15 protein-coding genes are annotated in these 16,032 nt (G+C 43.1%); 8 read left to right on the top strand and 7 right to left on the bottom strand.

Features of this window, described 5'->3' with window-relative positions; translation table 11 throughout:
- Positions 1 to 139: 139 nt before the first annotated feature.
- Entirely contained in the window at positions 140 to 1,357 is a 1,218-nt protein-coding gene (locus ACN6NB_RS01295; protein WP_058837249.1) for a multidrug effflux MFS transporter, read from the top strand.
- Between the two features lie 68 nt (positions 1,358 to 1,425).
- Here ACN6NB_RS01295 and ACN6NB_RS01290 read toward each other — a convergent pair whose 3' ends face one another.
- The 4 genes from ACN6NB_RS01290 to ACN6NB_RS01275 form a co-directional block, all read right to left on the bottom strand.
- Positions 1,426 to 1,596 (bottom strand): hypothetical protein, encoded by a 171-nt coding sequence (locus tag ACN6NB_RS01290; protein WP_186315137.1) that lies wholly within the window; start codon positions 1,594 to 1,596, stop codon positions 1,426 to 1,428.
- A complete protein-coding gene (locus tag ACN6NB_RS01285) occupies positions 1,593 to 2,180 on the bottom strand; it encodes a DUF1700 domain-containing protein (RefSeq protein ID WP_058837248.1) in 588 nt (195 codons plus the stop codon). Before ACN6NB_RS01285 ends, ACN6NB_RS01290 begins: the two co-directional genes overlap by 4 nt.
- Positions 2,173 to 2,490 (bottom strand): PadR family transcriptional regulator, encoded by a 318-nt coding sequence (locus tag ACN6NB_RS01280; protein WP_039176181.1) that lies wholly within the window; start codon positions 2,488 to 2,490, stop codon positions 2,173 to 2,175. The genes ACN6NB_RS01285 and ACN6NB_RS01280 overlap by 8 nt, the downstream gene beginning before the upstream one ends.
- Positions 2,491 to 2,606: 116 nt before the next feature.
- Positions 2,607 to 3,437, bottom strand: coding sequence for a YitT family protein (locus tag ACN6NB_RS01275; protein WP_024424393.1), 831 nt, complete (start codon positions 3,435 to 3,437; stop codon positions 2,607 to 2,609).
- A gap of 335 nt (positions 3,438 to 3,772) precedes the next feature.
- On the opposite strand from ACN6NB_RS01275, the gene mmuM reads away from it, so the two are divergent.
- From mmuM to ACN6NB_RS01260, 3 genes are all read left to right on the top strand, one after another.
- On the top strand, positions 3,773 to 4,711 hold the full coding sequence (mmuM, locus tag ACN6NB_RS01270; protein WP_106025767.1) for a homocysteine S-methyltransferase: 939 nt from the start codon (positions 3,773 to 3,775) through the stop codon (positions 4,709 to 4,711).
- A gap of 38 nt (positions 4,712 to 4,749) precedes the next feature.
- Positions 4,750 to 6,153 carry an S-methylmethionine permease gene (gene mmuP, locus ACN6NB_RS01265; protein WP_039176176.1) on the top strand — a complete coding sequence of 468 codons (1,404 nt, stop codon included), beginning with the start codon at positions 4,750 to 4,752 and terminating at the stop codon, positions 6,151 to 6,153.
- A gap of 122 nt (positions 6,154 to 6,275) precedes the next feature.
- Positions 6,276 to 6,896, top strand: coding sequence for a hypothetical protein (locus ACN6NB_RS01260; RefSeq protein ID WP_039176173.1), 621 nt, complete (start codon positions 6,276 to 6,278; stop codon positions 6,894 to 6,896).
- Positions 6,897 to 7,244: 348 nt separating this feature from the next.
- Here the strand turns inward: ACN6NB_RS01260 and ACN6NB_RS01255 are convergent, their stop codons facing one another.
- The 3 genes from ACN6NB_RS01255 to ACN6NB_RS01245 all read right to left on the bottom strand — a co-directional run bounded on the left by ACN6NB_RS01255 (position 7,245) and on the right by ACN6NB_RS01245 (position 11,111).
- Positions 7,245 to 7,724 carry an Ig-like domain-containing protein gene (locus ACN6NB_RS01255; RefSeq protein ID WP_107163926.1) on the bottom strand — a complete coding sequence of 160 codons (480 nt, stop codon included), beginning with the start codon at positions 7,722 to 7,724 and terminating at the stop codon, positions 7,245 to 7,247.
- Between the two features lie 130 nt (positions 7,725 to 7,854).
- Positions 7,855 to 8,337 (bottom strand): Ig-like domain-containing protein, encoded by a 483-nt coding sequence (locus tag ACN6NB_RS01250; protein WP_058837247.1) that lies wholly within the window; start codon positions 8,335 to 8,337, stop codon positions 7,855 to 7,857.
- A 107-nt stretch (positions 8,338 to 8,444) separates the two neighbouring features.
- On the bottom strand, positions 8,445 to 11,111 hold the full coding sequence (locus tag ACN6NB_RS01245) for a S8 family peptidase (protein ID WP_144491687.1): 2,667 nt from the start codon (positions 11,109 to 11,111) through the stop codon (positions 8,445 to 8,447).
- A 179-nt stretch (positions 11,112 to 11,290) separates the two neighbouring features.
- Here ACN6NB_RS01245 and ACN6NB_RS01240 point away from each other — a divergent pair, with 179 nt between their 5' ends.
- The 4 genes from ACN6NB_RS01240 to mngB are packed head-to-tail and all read left to right on the top strand — an operon-like array spanning position 11,291 to position 15,984.
- Entirely contained in the window at positions 11,291 to 11,812 is a 522-nt protein-coding gene (locus tag ACN6NB_RS01240; RefSeq protein WP_251181458.1) for a PTS sugar transporter subunit IIA, read from the top strand.
- Positions 11,809 to 12,138, top strand: a complete 330-nt coding sequence (locus tag ACN6NB_RS01235) for a PTS fructose transporter subunit IIB (protein ID WP_007498438.1) — start codon at positions 11,809 to 11,811, stop codon at positions 12,136 to 12,138. The genes ACN6NB_RS01240 and ACN6NB_RS01235 overlap by 4 nt, the downstream gene beginning before the upstream one ends.
- Positions 12,139 to 12,173: 35 nt before the next feature.
- Positions 12,174 to 13,292, top strand: coding sequence for a PTS fructose transporter subunit IIC (locus ACN6NB_RS01230; RefSeq protein ID WP_106025735.1), 1,119 nt, complete (start codon positions 12,174 to 12,176; stop codon positions 13,290 to 13,292).
- A gap of 28 nt (positions 13,293 to 13,320) precedes the next feature.
- A complete protein-coding gene (mngB, locus tag ACN6NB_RS01225; protein ID WP_144516412.1) occupies positions 13,321 to 15,984 on the top strand; it encodes a mannosylglycerate hydrolase in 2,664 nt (887 codons plus the stop codon).
- Positions 15,985 to 16,032 lie beyond the last annotated feature (48 nt).

Below are 16,032 nucleotides of genomic sequence, written 5' to 3'. Positions count from 1 at the left end.
TCTACTCATTCAATGTAAAGAGTCTCATTCGAAAGATCAATCATTTTGCACGGAAACATCTTTGAAAATTTTTCATTGAAAAGGAACGCTTGATTCATTATGCTGTGTTGAGGAAGTATACGAGGAGTGTTGTCATCATATGAGTTCTTTATCTTATCCCCAAGAATCGAAAAAAAATCGATTTCTCCTTGCCGCATTGCTTGGATCTTTAACAGCCCTTGCTCCGCTGGCAATGGATATGTATTTACCTGCATTGCCTCATATTGCTCGTGATTTTGAGGCAAGTACGGCGCTGTCCCAATTAAGTCTCATGGCTTGTCTCATTGGACTGGCGCTTGGCCAGCTGATTGCAGGCCCGATCAGCGATACGATCGGCAGAAGAAAACCGCTGATGATTGGCTTGATTATCTTTATAGCGGCATCACTTCTTTGTACAGTGGTCACATCGATTTGGATGTTCATTCTTCTTAGATTGATTCAAGGACTTGCTGGTTCAGCAGGCATTGTGATTGCACGAGCTATCGTGCGAGATCATTATGAAGGATCAGAAATGACGAAATTCTTTGCACTGCTGATGTTAGTCAACGGGGTGGCTCCGGCAGCAGCACCTATTGCGGGCGGACAAATTTTACGCTTCACGACATGGCAGGGTGTATTTGTCCTACTCGGAATTCTCGGGGCATTGATGCTGCTGAGATCCATCTTTTCACTGCAAGAAAGCTTACCTGCGGAGCGTAGACAGACCGGGGGCTTTCAACAGATTGCAGGCGCGATGAAAATTTTAGCCAGTGATCGTCTCTTTGTTGGATATGCACTCTCACAAGGTCTTGTATTCGCAGCGATGTTTGCGTATATTTCAGGTTCACCGTTTGTGCTCCAGGATATTTTTAACCTTTCTCCACAAGGCTTTAGTGCAGCATTTGCGGTAAATAGTCTTGGAATCATCACGGCTGGACAAGTATTTGCCCGAGTCGCTGCGAAAATCGGTGAAGAGAAAGTCCTTCGCATTGGATTGCTGACAGCTGCGTTAGGGGGAGTGACTTTATTTTTCATGATCTCGATTGATGCAGGATTGTACGGTATTCTCATTCCGCTGTTTTTTGTGGTATCAAGCGTTGGAATTGTCGGCACCTCTGCACCGTCTCTTGCGATGCAGCATCACGGGGCACATGCAGGAAGTGCTGCTGCACTGATCGGTGTGGCGCAAATGCTGCTAGGCGCTTGCATGACACCTCTTGTCGGACTAGCCGGAAGCCAAACAGCCTTTCCAATGGGTCTGATCATTATGCTTTGTGATCTAGGCGCACTTTGCTGTTATTTCTTCTTTGTGGCCCGAGCGAAAAAAAGACCCGCATAAGCGGGTTTCAGACTGTTGACAAAGGGCTAAAATGATCTTGATTTTAGCTCTTTGTCTTTTTTCATTTATTATGGCTTACTCCAATTGATGGTGCGGAACACGTTATTCTGGTCATCGTTGTGATATGCATCTAGATCAAAGCCTGATATGCCAAAACCAATTGCCATGACAATTCCTCCGGCAACGGTGAAGATGATTCCCCATTTGATGACTTGCTTTTTTAAATCGTTCACGTTCATACTCTCACGACCTTCTTTTTAAACATTCCCATGAATGCCTTAGTGGTTTGAATAGTTATTTGCACAAATAGCTTTGTCAAATACGCCGTGGCTATGCCGCTTAATAATCCGGCACCTAACAGAAAAATACCAACGCCAATCTGCGTCACCACCACATGCAAACCGTCCTGAAAGATAAATGGAGAACCAATGATGCTCCAAAAACCTCCGAGCAGACCAACCAGCGTCACTGTACCTGTCACGAGTGGAATACACCAAATCACCATATACACAGAAAGAATCAACAGGAAGACTGTTGCTAGAATACTGCCCCATAACGGAAAGCCTAAAATGAGAATGGAGAGTCTTGTGGCTTTTTCTCCAAACGTCGGCACCTGAACGGTTTTTATTCCTTGTTCCTTCATAATTCCTTCAGCGATCATAGCAGGCTGCCCGACTTGTTGAACCGCTTCCTGTTCACTGTAGCCATCTTCCTGATAATCCTCAATTATTTCATCGTAGTATTCGATAAACCGATCACTATCTTTGTCGCCTAGAAGATGCAGATGCTTCTTTAGGCTGCTTAAAAATTCTTTTTTATTCATTGCCCTGTCCTCCAGAAATAAAGTCGTAAATCGCCATCACCTGATCCCATTCCTCTAAAAACTGCGCCATATGCTCCCGCCCGCTTTCTGTCATGCGGTAGTATTTTCTTAATCGACTGTTATGTTCCTGGGAATAGGTCTCCACATAATTGTTTTGCTCTAAACGCTTTAAAATCGGATACAATGTCGATTCTGAAATCTCAATACAACGGGACATATCTTTAATGATTTGATAACCATAGGAATCGCCTTTCTTTAATACCGCCAGTACACAAAACTCCAGTAATCCTTTTTTTAATTGTGCATTCATGTTTACAACTCCTAACTCTTTATACTATACATTACATAGTATTGTGTGACAAGAGGTATAGAGAATAAAAAAAGACCCTTTTTCGGGTCTTTTAGCTCTTTGTCTTATTTTCATTTTTATATATTCACAAATCCTTCTCCGAACACATCGCGCACGTCATGGACAACAACAAATGCGTCTCGATCAATTTTCTTAATAATTTTCTTGAGGCGCATGAGCTCTTGCTTTTGAATGACTGCGTAAAGAATTTCCTTCGATTCCTTTGAATAATGTCCGCGTCCGTTTAAAATTGTTACGCCTCGGTCCAGGGTGTGATTGATTTCTTCCGCAATATCATCTTTGCATGAAGAAATAATCGTCACTGCCTTTTTCGTGTTAAGTCCTTCTATCACGAAGTCCATCACCTTTGTCGCCACGTACAGCATCACAATGGTAAACATTAATTTTTCCGCACCAATAATAAAGTAGGAAGCAAATACAACGATCAGATCAAAGAACAAGATGGCATAGCTCACGTTCCAGTCTAAATACTTGTTGGCAATTCTTCCGAGAATGGCAGAGCCCGCCGTTGTTCCGCCTGCTCTTAGTACTAGACCAATCCCAATACCGATGATAATTCCTGCAAAAATCGCTCCAATGATCAATTCATGAACATTCACGACCCATGTTGTGGTCAAGTGTAAAAATAGAGAGTTACTTGCGACGGCAACCACCGTATAAATCGTGGTTTTCTTGTCCAAGTATTTATATCCCACAAGTAATAAGATCGCATTCAACACAAGGTTCGTCAGCCACGGTGCAATCTCAAACAAATAATAAAAAATGATGGACAGCCCCGTTACGCCGCCTTCACCAAATTCAAGCGGAATGACAAACATGTTCACTGCTGCGGCAAATAAAAAAGAACCAACTAAAATCATCGCTATATCTTTTACACATTTTTTCAATTCTTCTTTCCTCCTTTTTTAAGCATATAAAAAACCCTCTTTCTGCACGAAAGAAGACAGTCGTTGGACAACATAAAAATCAAAAGACGGCGCCTTTTGATGAAGCTTTCTGAAATCAATCTTTCCATAATATATATCTCTTTTTAGAGGCTGTCAATGACTTGGTTTTCTATTATTTTGACTGCATTTTTATGCATCAAAACCCGCATGTTTTCAGGGTTTTTTCGCTATAAGATGCTTTTTCCTCTCCTTGACAAAAACGCTTTAGTCATTTAAACTACTGCCTCATATCATACCCATCAAATCCGATCTAAAAAGGAGGCTGTTTGATTCCGATGAATCCTATTCAAAGCCGTTTACAGGCTCACGCACCTTTGATTTTAGACGGTGCATTGGCAACAGAGCTTGAACGAAAGGGCTGTAACTTAAATGACAGTTTATGGTCAGCCAAAATACTTATTGAACAGCCACAATTGATTCAGCAAGTACACTTGGACTACTTCCAAGCAGGTGCTGACTGTGCCACAACCGCCAGTTACCAAACAACGATTGAAGGCTTTGCTGAAAAAGGCTATACAAAAGAAGAAGCGCTTGAACTCATGAAACGATCTGTCACTTTAGCGAAAGAGGCACGCGATCTTTTTTGGCAGGATGAAGCGCGTCGTGAAGGGCGGACAAAACCCTTTGTCGCTGGATCTGTGGGGCCATTCGGCGCTTATTTGTCTGATGGTTCAGAATATAAGGGAAATTACGGACTCTCTGAGCAGGCTCTCATTGATTTTCACAGACCAAGAATTCAGGCATTAGTAGAAGCGGGAGCAGATATTCTTGCATGTGAAACGATTCCTTGTTTGATTGAAGCAACAGCCATCGCAAAGCTGCTGCGGGATGAATTCAGCGGGGTATCTGCTTGGATCACATTCAGCGCAAAGGATGGCCTGCACATTAGTGAAGGTGACTCCATACGGGAATGTGTACAGGCGCTTGAGCCTTATGAACAAATTGCTGCTGTCGGCGTGAACTGTACTCCGCCGCAATTTATCACTTCTCTCATTCAAGAAATGAAAAAAGGAACAAGCAAACCGATTGTGGTGTATCCAAACTCAGGTGAAGTATATGATCCTGAAGAAAAGGTTTGGAGCGGTGATACGTCACATCTTACTTTTGGCGAATGTGCGTATCAATGGTACAAAGACGGCGCGCATATCATCGGCGGCTGCTGCCGCACGACTCCAGAAGATATCAATGACATCTTAAAACGAACCACATCATGAATCATCACACATACTTCTAAGCAAAAGGGCGGGAAGACATGGAACAAGCAAAAGATCAGTCACAACAATATCAACGAAAAATGACGAGCCGGCACCTGTTCATGCTTTCTCTAGGCGGCGTCATTGGGACAGGGCTCTTTTTAAGCTCTGGGTATACCATTAATCAGGCCGGACCTGCGGGAACCATTCTTGCCTATCTTGTGGGGGCATTAATTGTCTACCTCGTGATGCTTTGTTTAGGTGAGCTGTCTGTCGCTATGCCGGTCACAGGGGCTTTTCATACGTACGCAACAAAATACATTGGACCTGGTACAGGCTATACGGTCGCTTGGCTATACTGGCTGACATGGACAGTGGCACTCGGTTCGGAATTTACAGCGGCAGGATTATTAATGCAGCGCTGGTTTCCAGACACTTCGGTTTGGATGTGGAGTGGTGTTTTTGCTCTTCTCATCTTTTTACTGAATGCATTTACAGTCAAATTTTTTGCAGAATCAGAGTTTTGGTTTTCCAGTATTAAAGTGATGGCTATTATTCTCTTTATTATTCTTGGCGGAGCTGCAATGTTTGGTTTGATTCCATTAAAGGGCGGTGAGGCCGCTCCGTTCTTTTCTAATTTCACTGGCGAAGGCGGACTTTTCCCAAACGGCTTTTTACCGATTTTAATGACGATGCTTGCTGTCAATTTTGCTTTTTCAGGGACGGAGTTGATTGGGATTGCTGCGGGTGAAAGCGTCAATCCTGACGAGACCATCCCAAGAGCCATTCGCACAACCGTCCTGCGTCTCGTCCTGTTTTTCGTTGGAACGATCGTTGTTTTGGCTGGCTTGATTCCAGTAGAAGAAGCCGGGGTGATCAAAAGCCCATTTGTCGTGGTATTTGATCGTATCGGAATTCCTTATGCTGCAGATTTCATGAATTTTGTCATCCTGACCGCGATCTTATCTGCCGCAAACTCAGGATTATACGCGTCATCTCGTATGCTTTGGTCGCTTTCTGAAGAACGGACACTTCCTAAAAAACTGGCGAAGCTGACATCAAAAGGAATTCCTTTGAATGCACTCATTTTAAGTATGATCGGTGGTATTCTTTCATTGCTATCGAGTGTGATCGCACCAGAAACGGTATATCTTGTTCTTGTGTCAATCTCTGGACTGGCTGTTGTGGTCGTATGGATGGGAATTGCTGCCTCACAGTTGATGTTTCGGAAAAGATTTTTACAGGAAGGCGGACAGCTTCAAGATTTATCATTTCGAACCCCGCTCTATCCAGTGGTTCCGATTGCTGCCTTCCTCCTATGTCTAGCATCTGTCATCGGCATTGCCTTTGATCCAAATCAGCGGATTGCCCTCATCTGCGGCATTCCTTTCATTGCGCTCTGCTATGCTGCGTATTACATGACAGCTTGGATTCAGAAAAAACGAGAAAAACCTGGTGTATAAACATCAGGTTTTTTCTATATAAAGCTGCTGACAGAAAAGGATATCACTAGTAAAAGAAGCACACTTTGGTATATGATAGGAATCTATGATTTTCAGGATGAACCAAGGGAGTTGTCGTGAATATGGAAATGACCATTACAAGAGCATTAAGTGAACTGAAAATGTTAGATAAAAGGATCAACCGAACCGTTGATGACGCCGTACTTGGTGGATTGATGATCGGGAAACATATACAGCACGGATTTCAGAATCAAGAAGAAGTTGAAAAAAAGGCGAAGGCTGATGATCAATCGATTCAAGCTTTAATCAAACGCCGGAATGCCATCAAATCAGCCATCGTTGTATCAAATGCAACCACAATGATTGATGTGGCAGGTGTCCGTATGACGGTGGCAGAGGCGATTGAACGTAAGACGTCGATAGACTACGATATTCGTTATTTACGGAAAATGAAACAAGTGTACAAAGAGCTGGTCGACAAAGCAGAACAAACGAATGAAGATGTGAAAAGGAGACTTGATCAGCATTTAGAAACCTTGTTTGGGAAAGATGGAAAGACGCAAGCGGCTGCCAACCAAGAGATCGTGAAGTCTTTTCTAGCTGAAAATGAGGCAGTGATCATCGATCCGCTTCGCCTTCGAGTAAAAATTGAACAGCTTTCGAAAGAAATTGAAGATTTCCAAATGGAAGTTGATTTTTCCTTGTCTGAAAGCAATACACTGACGAAAATACAGATCGATTAATTGATTTTGTTAGTGAGCCGAAAATCGATAGAACTAAACACCTCCGAGGGAAAGGTCATTCCCTCCTCATCTGATGATCATCTAAGGATGATCCTTGATAAAAGCTCAAAGCTGAACGTTCAAGGATCAAAGTTCAAGTGTAAAAGTTCTTATCCATCAAAGCTTAAGATTAAAAGTTAAACGCTCGATCGAATCTGGGAGTAACGGCTGATGAGTGTTTGTTTATCGACTCTTTCGGTTGCCGCCCAGCAGGTTTGCTAACAAAAAGAAAAGGATGTCACCTGATGACATCCTTTTTTCTATGAAAACGACAGGGTTTTCGCTAAGTCGTCTCATCCAGCAGATTAGTTAAGAATTGATTGAATATGCCAAATGGTACACACTTGAGACATTTGAAGATAGCTTGATGTCGTTTGAAGTGAACTTGATTAGAACGACATCAAAATAATGTTTAAACCTGCCATTATCAAAATAATCGTAGCCTGCAGCTGAAGGAACTTGAATCGTTAGTGAAAATTGTCCATTCTCGTCTGTTGTGCCTGTCGCTGTTTGAGCCAATGACTTGATCTCTGCTTCAAAATAAAGCTGGATTGGCTGATTAGCCATCAATTTACCATTTTTATCCTTCAACGTTCCTTTAAACGTAGCTGGATAACGCGGACCCACTCGATATTTACTGCCATAACCGTAATCGGCCATTCCACCATTTTTTGCTGTGACACTTGTTACTTGTACAGATGCTGGTGCTGCTCCTGTTTCCTCTGCATGTGCAAAGGTTGGGAATACGAGAAGCAATGATAAAACGAAAGCAAACAACATTTTTTTCATCGATAAATCCTCCTTTTTTTTCCTACAATATTACCATCGGCATAAATTGGTATTTTTCCAGTAAAAAACAAAAAACTTCCCTTTTTTTAGAAAGGGAAGTTTCAGATTGTTGACATTCTTTTTTATGAGATTAGTAACGTGATGTATACGCCAAATGGTACACGCTTGTGACATTTGAAGATAGTTTGATGTCGTTTGACGTGAACGTCACTGGAACGATATCGTAGTAATGTGTAGACCAGCCTGCATTATTGTATGATTGGTAGCCTGCACCTGCAGGAACTTGAAACGTGAGTGAAAACTGTCCATTCTCATCTGTTGTGCCTGTCGCTGTTTGAGCATATGATTTGATTGCTGCTTCAAAATAAAGCTGGATCGGCTGATTAGGCATGAGGTTTCCGCTTGCATCTTTTAGTGTCCCTTTAAACGTAGCTGGATAATAAGAACCCACGCGATATTTACTGCCATAGCCGTAATTCACTATACCACTATCGGCTGCTGTGACACTTGTTACTTGTACGGATGCTGGTACTGCACCTGTTTCTTCAGCATGTGCAAAGCTTGGGAATACGAGAAGCAATGATAGAAAGAAAGCAAACATGATTTTTTTCATCGATAAATCCTCCTTTTATTTCCTACTATATTACTATCGACAGGAATTGGTATTTTTCCAGTATAAAACAAAAGAACTTCCCTTTTTTAGAAAGGGAAGTTCTTCTTTTATTTTTTCACAACCACTTTTACTGCTTTGCTTTCTCTTTTTCTCACATCTGAAGCAGTCACATACAAAACCGTTTTAGCTTTTTGTGGTTTTATTTGGGCAGTAAATGCGCCCTTGCTATTGGTTTTGACTGTTTTGATGACTTTCTTTGATTTGTTTTTCACTTTAATGGTCAAGCCTGCACCCGCAGTCCCTTTGACCGCTTTACTTTTGACTGTTACTTTGCTCACTTTCGGCTTAGCTGGTGCTTTGCCTTTTTTCACGACGGTTTTGAGCGTCGTAGCGGCCTTTCCTTTTGAAATTTTAATGTGAAGGACCTTGTTTTTGTTCTGATGTTTAATCTTCACACTAAAGGTTCCTTTTTTGCCTGCTGTGCCTTTTCCAAGCAGGGTTTTACCTCTATACACAGAGATAGCAGCGCCAGCTTTTGCTTTACCTGTCACCTTTTGATGCTGATCCTCCACTTTGCTCACAGATGCATTCAATTCGACAGCACTTAATGCAGCAAATGCATTCAGTCTGCCGTGTCCTGTCATCCAATCGACACCTGGAATTTTCGGATCAACAATTGGTTCCTCGTTTTCATCATAGAAAACGTCGTCTTTTCCATCAATAGATTTAAATGAGATGTCATCTGCTGTATTTTGCAAAAGATTTCTCACTTGATTTGGCTTCAAGGATGGATTTTTAGAAAGCAGTAATCCTGCTGCTGCTGCCACATATGGTGTCGCCATTGATGTCCCGCTAAGGTATGAGACGTTCCCATCAGGCATTAAGCTCGGAATATCAGAACCTGGTGCTGACATGCTCAGTCCTTTGCCATAACTTGAGAACTCAGCGCCAATATCCATACGGTTGCTTGCGCCAACCGCCATTGCGTATTTTGACGTCGCAGGGTAGCCCATTTCTGGTACGCCATCATTTCCACTTGCCACGACGACTAGTACATTTCTTTGTGCAGCATAATTCATTGCATATTCAATCACTCTGCTGTAGTAGCCGCCAAGGCTCATGTTGATCACCTTTGCGCCTTTGTCCACTGCATGCTTGATGCCAAGTGCAATATGCTCTGTATCGCCAAATCCATAAGCATCCAGCACCTTCACTGGAATGATGCCCGTATGTTGGTTGAGACCTGCCATTGAGTAATGGTTATCGGATTTTGCGGCAATGATGCCTGCCACATGCGTACCGTGTCCATTGTCATCAATCGCATCTTTGTTGCGTCCAATGAGATTCGCACCTAAGTCTGTACGAACAGTCCCGCTTAAATCTGTCAAACGGCTGTCTACACCTGTATCCACAACAGCAATTAATGTTTGCTTCATTTTGCTTGTGCCAATCAGTGTATTCATTTGTTCAAATTTGACGTCAGCGCCTTTTTTCCCACTGTTTTGCGCACTGTTTTTCAGCGGCCACTGATAAGCATACTGCGCGTCGTTGCTTAGCGCACGATAGGTTTGAACAGGCTCTGCAAATTCAACATTCGGCATGCTGGAAAGCTTTCTTGCCGTGCTCTTGATGGCCGCTTTGCCTGCTTTTAGTGTCTTTCCAGCTGATTCTTGCCCTGCTGGTACATCATAGACATACATGCCTTTGAATAAAGGACTGACTGACTGTGATGTCACACGGTTTTCTTGGATACCGTAGCTTTTCATCTTCTTTTTCGCAGATTGAAGTGTTTGGCCATCCTTTAATTTAAAAATGATCTTATTCGTTTTAACCTTCTCTTCTTTTACAAGCTTTTGTTTCTCTAATACATAACCAGCTGATTTTCCTTCAAGCTGATCAATGCCAATTTTTTGACTGACAGCTTCTAATTCCTTTTTTAAATAAGCCGGACTTGCTTCTTTGAGCATATCAAAAAGGGAGCGAATCGCCTGCTGTTCTTTTTCTGTTACGATATGACCGCTAAATGCACCATTTTTCTCTACGTCACTTAGCAGTGTTTTTAATGTGAGCAGATGATTGTATACCTTTTGCTGCTCTTTTTGATGTTTGATGAGCTTCGATTTGAGAAACGGTTTTGTCTTTTGGAGCAGACGTGAAAGCTTCCGACCTTCTGCTGTCTCATTAAATCGTTTATCTTCGATTGTACGAATCGATTGTAGAATTTCACGCCCGTACTTTTTCTCAATAATGATGATTTCAGGCTCATCTTCTTCAGGGAAAACAGGTTCAGAAGGCGGAAGGTTAGCTCCTTTATACCCGATTGTATATGCCGCATCCTCTTCCTCATCACGGCTGTCTTCCTCTGACCCTAAATAGAGCACTTTGACATAATAGGGACCTGACCATGCATGCGGGAAATTGATCTCTGTTTCTCCGCTTGCTGTGTCCACGCGATACCTTGAATAGGTGTCATCCTTCATCGCTCTGTCCTTACTTGGATAGACCGATACGGACAGCACTTGTTTACTTTTCACAGAAATTTGCATGTGTGTATGTTTTGCCACCTCTTGTGCAGATGGCGTGATTTGATACCATGACTCTTCCTTTTCATTCTGTAATGTACCTGAGATGACTTCACCATTTTTTAACCCAATGGCTTCATTGACACTTGTTCCATGACTAGCAGCTGCTGCCTCGTATCCAGGTAATGCTGCCATACATAGAATGATGGCCATGAGTACGACCACACAGGATTTGACCTGCTTTTTGAACATGAAAAGACCCCCTTATCTTTTATGATACCTTGGAAGAATATCACAGAAATACATTTAGTAGAATCTGTTTTTTATATAATTAAACTCGTTTTAAGCTAGGATTTGAGATATTCAGTCAGCAAGACGGGTAGCTTCATAAACTTTTTGCCATTTCAAACGGAAAATGATGCTATTTAACCATGCTGAAAAGTACATTACAATCAACTTGTAAGCGCTTAACAAACAAGAGAGAAGGGATCAGCTTGTTCCAAAAAGATCATGTTTTCACACAAGTAAACGGACGATCAAAGAATGAGATTTTACAATACATTTCCGAGAAAGCTGAAGACCTTCAGATTACAAACGATCAGCCGGGGCTATTAGCAGATTTGTTGACACGCGAAGACGAAGTCTCAACAGGACTTCAACAAGGCTTCGCCATTCCACATACAAAAAGCTCCGCTGTACAAACGGCTTCACTTCTTTTTTTAGAACTTGAACAACCCATTGAATGGGGAAGCTTCGATGATTTGCCCACAAGCTATTTATTTACACTGCTCGTTCCACTAGAAGAAGCAAATGTCACACATCTGAAACTACTGTCAGGTATTGCGACAAGCCTAATGGAACCTGCTTTTATCGAAAAGATTCAACCTGGTCAAACAGCTGATTACTATTACGAAGTCATTGAACAACAATTGAAAGAGGGGATTACACAATGAAAATTGTCGGTGTCACTTCATGTCCAGCAGGGTTAGCTCATACACCAATGGCAGCAAAAGCATTAGAAAATGCAGGTAAACAACTCGGACACGAGATCAAAATCGAACAGCAAGGGATTATGGGACAGGTGAACGGCATTACAGCAGAGGAAGCAAAGCAGGCAGACCTCTGCATCATTGCCTCAAATCAACATATCAACGATGCAGAACGCTTCTCAGGCATTCCCACTGTACGTGTCGAAATCGGACGTGCCTTAAAAAATGCTGAACAAATTATCACCAAAGCCGTAGCACTTGTAGAAAAGAAAAAGTCTGAATCTCAATAAACATGAGCAATGCCATATAGAAAGGAGCAAAGAAAATGAAAGCAAAATTAAAAGTCATTGAAGGCCATCTTATGACCGGTATTTCTTATATTCTTCCTGTAATCATCGGTGCTTCACTTATCGTTGGTTTAGCAAAATTGGTCGGGTTAGGGTTTGGTGTTTCAGATTTAAACACCTATAAGGATGCTGGCGGCATACTGCACGGTGCCTATTTAATGGAGCAGGTTGGCTGGACAGGCATTGGCTTAATGAACGTCCTGCTCGCTGGATTTATCGCCTATTCCATTGCAGATAAATCAGGTCTTGCGGCTGGTTTTATCGGCGGTGCCCTTGCCAGCTCAACAAATGCCGGCTTTATAGGTGCCGTCATTGCAGGCTTCTTCGCAGGATATGTTGCTCTTTTTGTGAAAAGAAAAATTCAAATTCAAGGCTCTGCAGCTGGGCTCGTCCCTCTGCTCATCCTGCCGCTTATTACCGTTGGCTTAACCGGACTTCTTATGTCAGTTCTTCTAGGCGGACCATTAGGCGCTTTGAACACGGCATTAATTGAATGGATTAAAGGAATGGTCGCTGATGGAACAAGCACACTTGCGCTCGCTCTCATTTTAGGTGCGATGATTGGCTTCGATCTTGGCGGACCGGTGAATAAATCAGCGTGGATGGCTGGTAACGCGCTCTTCCTATCAGGCGTCTATCTCCCTGCCATTCTTGTCAATATTGCGATTGTCATTCCACCGCTTGGATACGGGCTTGCGACATTGATTCGAAAACGCAACTTCTCTCCAACCTTTAGAGAAGCCGGACGAGGCGGACTTGTTATGGGCATTATCGGTATTACGGAAGGGGCGATCCCTTTTACCCTCGTCAATCCTTTGAAATTGATTCCGCTCAATGTTGTCGCATGTGCTATTGGAAGCGGGGTCGCTGCATTATTAGGAGTTCATGACATCATGCCGCCAATTGGCGGGCTATACGGCTTCTTCTCAGTCGGAAACTGGTGGGCTTATTTAATCGGAGCCCTTACTGGCGCACTCGTCATCGGTATTGGCGCCAACCTGCTTGTGAATTTCTCTGAGAAAAAAGAGCCAAAAACGCCAGAACATGATCAGAAGCAGAAAGAAGAAGACGATTTTGACCTTGTGCTAGAAGGATAATTTGAACGAAGAAAGGTGTCGTTGATCAATGACTGTCAATGTACATGTGATTCCACATACTCACTGGGACCGGGAATGGTATTTCACCACCTCCCGCTCCCGTATCTACTTAATGAAAAGCGTAATGGACATTTTAGATACCCTTGAAACAGATGAAAGGTTCCATTACTTCATGCTCGATGCCCAGGCTTCCTTATTAGATGATTATTTAAAATGGCGTCCAGAGGATGAGAATCGAATCAAGAAGCTCGTCACAGCGAAACGTCTCATCATCGGCCCATGGTATACCCAAACCGACCAGCTCGTCATTTCAGGTGAATCGATTGTGCGGAACCTGCAATATGGGATTGAACGCTGTCAGCAGTTCGGCCACGTGATGAAAGTCGGCTATGTCCCTGATTCCTTCGGTCAATCCGCACAAATGCCTCAAATTTATCGCGGCTTCGGCATTGTCGATACAGCATTTTGGCGCGGCGTTTCTGACCATATGACGAATCATACTGAATTCAATTGGCGCGGCGCTGACGGCAGTGAAGTCTTTGCTGTGAACCTGCCATTTGGCTACTACTACGGCGGGAATATTCCTGAGAAGGATGAGGACTTACAAGCCTTTTTATCTGAAAAAATCGGTGCGCTGCAAGCAAAGGCAACCACAAAGAATGTCTATTTCCCAAATGGCTTTGACCAGGCACCGATTCGTAAAAATCTGCCTGACTTATTAGAAAAAGCCAATGGGCTTAACGAGCATCACTATCAAATCAGTAGTTTAGAAGATTATATTGCAGCCGTGAAAAAAGAGCGGACATCTTTTGAGACGTTACAGGGAGAGCTTATTCACGCGAAGCATATGCGGATTCACAAATCTATTTTTTCAACACGAGCGGATTTAAAAATCTTAAACAATCAAATCGAAAACTATCTCGTGAATGTGATGGAGCCTATCCTAACGATCAGCTATTCGCTTGGACACGACTATCCGCATGATACGGTTCGCGATATTTGGTACCTCATGTTTGAAAATGCAGCGCATGACAGCATTGGCGGCTGTAATAGTGACACGACAAACCAAGATGTCTTCTTCCGCTACAAGCAGGCAAAGGAAATCGCTGAGAATCTTGTAGACTTGCACATGCGTCTCATCACTATTCGACTGCAAACAGAGCAGGAAATCACGTTCACTTTATTCAATACAATGCCTTCAACGCGCTCTGAAGTCATTGAAGTCGAAACGTTTATCACGGAACGTCCTTTTACGCTAAAGGATGCAAATGGACGAACGCTTCAGTACACCGTGAAAAGCAAAACCGATGTCACAGATTATGTGCTGGCACAGCAAATTTCTCTTAACCCAAGTAAAGAAGTGTACATGCCAAAGCAAGTATGGAAAGCCGTGCTGCTGATTGAAGCCATCGACTTACCGTCAGTAGGCTATACACAAGTCAGCATGGTCTTCGATGAATCAAGCGAATCTCTATGGGAACAAACTGAAGGACGCGTGATTGAAAATACGTATTACCGCATTGCGGCAAATGACAACGGATCGCTGGACATCACAGATAAACAAACTGGCCAGACCTTCTCTGAGCAAATGATCTTTGAAGACAACGGAGACGATGGGGATTCTTACAACTATTCACCACCGCGTGAGGATCTGTATGTCTCATCAAAAGATCTTTCATCAGCGGACATCTCAGTGTCTAAAAGCGGCCTGCAAGAGGAGCTGACCATCAAGCTTCAGCTCACTGTCCCTTATGACCTAGAGGCGCGCTCTCAGCAATCGGCTGCGACATCACTTCCGATCACAGCGAAGGTGGCATTAAACAAAGACGATGCTGTCATCCGTTTTCATGTAGATGTCGATAACCATGCATTAGATCATCGCCTGCGTGTTCTTTTTGATACAGGCATCGCATCAAACGTATCACTAAGCGATCAACAGTTTGGTACAATCGAACGCCCAACCGAGCTCACGCAAGAGCTTGAATGGTGGAACAATGAACATTGGGAAGAAAAACCGATCACTATTGAACCGATGCAATCCTTTGTCGCACTTCGTGATCAAGCATATGGTGCCGCTCTGTTGACCGACTGCGTGAGAGAATACCAAATCACAGGAGAAGGTTACACAACCATTGCGTATACACTCTTCCGCTGTTTCGGAAAAATGGGGAAAGAAAATCTCCTTTATCGTCCAGGACGCGCATCTGGGGAAAAAATTGTGGAAACACCTGACGCTCAGCTGCAAGGTGCATTGTCATTCTCATTTGGTATGCACTATAGCAAGGATGCAGTCAGCGAGGGACACTTATCGCAGCTTGCCAAACGGTATACCACCCCTGTTCAATGCTACGAGCGAGCAGATTTTTTAAACGGTCGTTTAATTTTCTCTTTCCGAGATGAAAAAGAAGACTTACAATCTACTTATAGCCTGCTTGACATCGAGACAGATGGAGCCATTCTAAGCGCTCTGAAAAAAGAGGAGCATGGAACAGGCATCGTCATTCGTCTCTTCAATCCATATTTAACGCGTCAAACAGCCGCTTCAATCAATAGTTCATCTCTACAACACGGAGAAACAGCGAATTTAGGAGAAACACCTGAAGGACAGATACTCAAAGCACAACATGGATCATTACACATTGAACCGCTTACACCTTGTCAGGTACAAACCTACATTGTAAAGAAAAAATGAACATGTAGGGGCGGGATCCATAGGATTCCGCCCCTCTTTAATGGAGGG

This window comes from Bacillus sp. 11B20 (assembly GCF_056098985.1).
The sequence above is the reverse complement of the archived record's forward strand: the minus strand, read 5'-3'. Positions and strand labels throughout refer to the sequence as shown.